Annotated in this window: 1 protein-coding gene and 1 pseudogene; one reads left to right on the plus strand and one right to left on the minus strand. The window is 60.3% G+C overall.

The window, feature by feature from the left end; all coding sequences use genetic code 11:
- Window positions 1-684, minus strand: a pseudogene (locus MKK55_RS04090) (IS5 family transposase); the annotation flags it as partial.
- A 232-nt stretch (window positions 685-916) separates the two neighbouring features.
- On the opposite strand from MKK55_RS04090, the gene MKK55_RS04095 reads away from it, so the two are divergent.
- On the plus strand, window positions 917-2,146 hold a 1,230-nt coding region (locus tag MKK55_RS04095; protein ID WP_243933439.1), incomplete at its 3' end, for a glycoside hydrolase family 26 protein.

Raw genomic sequence — 2,146 nt, forward strand, 5'->3', positions numbered from 1 at the left:
CCCATCTGCGCGGGCGCACGGCAAAGCCGACCTGATCCTTGGGTTTGCGCACGATGTCGACGGTGATGATCGTTGCGGTCGCGGGCCTGTCGCCGGCATAGCCTGCATCGGCGAAGGCCTTGGCGATGAACGGGAAGGTCCGCCGCGACAGGCGCAGCACCGGTCCGGCCCCATCGCGATCCTGCACGTCGGCGGGCTGTGGGTCGAGGACGAGAGCGCGTCCGTCCGTGTCGACCAGGGCCTAACGCTTGCGGCCCTTGTACGGCCCTTGATCTTCTTTCCGGCGTTGTAGCCGCGCGGCCCTCCGCTCTCGGTGGTCTTCACGCTCTGGCTATCAAGCACTGTGGCGGTGGGCGAGGCCCTTCGACCGACCCGCTCGCGGTCCGCCATGACGAGGTGATGGTTGATCCGGCCGAACAGGCCGTCGTCGCGCCAGCGCGCAAAGTAGCCAAACGTCGTGCTGCGCGGAGGCAGGTCCTTCGGGATCATCCGCCACGCGATGCCGCCGCGCAGCACGTAGAGGATGGCGTTCAGGATTTTTCGCATCGTCCAAACAGGCGGACGACCGCACGAGGCCGGCTCCGGCATCAGCGGCGCGATCACGGCCCACTCGCCATCCGTCAGGTCGGTTTCGTAGCGCAGGTTGGCGCGGCGATGCTGCCGGCGAGTGGTCGGGGTCCACATGGCACTTCCAGGTCAGGCTTCGGCACCCTTCTGGAATCACCGCCATCCCGGCCACTCAACCCCTGCCGGACGTTATCGGACGGGGTCTAAGAAAAGCTGCGGCATAATGACACCCTTTCGAATGCAACTTAATAGCGGCTTAATTAGTAACTACGCGGACAAATCCTGGAAATCCCATTGAGAAAGTCATATGACTGGATTAGGTGTATACGTTGGTAATTCACCTAGTGACGTGGATCATTTCGAGAACTGGCTTGGAAAGCCAGTCGATTTTGTGGAAATGTTTTTAAATCAAAACAGCTGGGCTGAGTTTGACAGCTCAATACCTTGGGCCACCAGTCTCTGGAAAAATGCCATCCGAGACGTTCATTGGTCTGTTCCTCTTACGACCTGGTACGACGGGAACCTCGATAGCGCTGCACTGGGCGCTTATAACGATCACTACCTGAAGGCCGCTCAAGCCATAGCGGACTCATCGTACGGCGACGGACCGATTTATATCAGGACCGGCTGGGAGATGAATGGCACATGGTTCCCCTGGTCGGCGCAGGGGCACGAGCAATCTTACATCGGAGCATGGCAGCAGTTCGTAGACACTTTTCGTTCCGTCTCGGACCGCTTCAAGTTCGAGTGGACGCCGAACGTCGGCAATGACTGGTTTCAGCATCCTGCGGATGCTTATCCCGGCGACAAATACGTCGATGTCATCGGGATGGATTTCTACTGGAACAACACTTGGATGGGAACCGACCCGGCCCAGGTTTGGGATTGGATGGTCAATCAGTCCGGTGGTCTGCAATGGCAGGCAGACTTCGCAGCGGCACACGGCAAGCCCATCGCCTACTCGGAATGGGGCGCCAATTCACCGGACGCCGCCCTATACTTCGATAAAGCCGCAGCGTGGTTCGCGCAGCATAAGGCGCTGTATCAGAGCTACTGGAACTATGGAGACGACGGCTACAGCAGTCGGCTCGACACGGGATTGTATCCCGCGGCTGACGCAGCCTTCATCAAGGATTTCGGTGGGCCTGTAGGGGCGACCACACCGAGTCAAGTCCCGCTCCCCACTCTGGTTGTCAACGACACGGCCGACCACGTCGTCAACGCTGTCGAAGCGAAGGCTGTAGCTTTCCGCGTCGCCAGCCTCGGCCTGACCGAGACGGCGGTCGCCACCTTCACGGACGGGACCTACGTCAAGACGGCCACGATCGCAGCCAACGGCCTGGGTGCAGTCGACCTGTCGGGCTTCAACGGCTCGGTTGGGTCCAGCCTCGTGGTCACAGGTTCGCCACCTACGCGTTCGATGGGCAACCGGTCTATCATGGCGAGAACATCGTCCTGGGTAAGTTCTGTGAACTACTGTTCCGGCTCACGCCGGGTCCGCTCAAGGGCTACCACATGGTCTTCATCAGGAAGCGCTGAGCGATCAGCGCGATCTGGTCTCGACTTTCTTGGCCAGGTG

It is taken from the genome of Methylobacterium sp. J-059, from assembly GCF_022829485.1.
Taxonomy (GTDB): Bacteria; Pseudomonadota; Alphaproteobacteria; order Rhizobiales; family Beijerinckiaceae; genus Methylobacterium.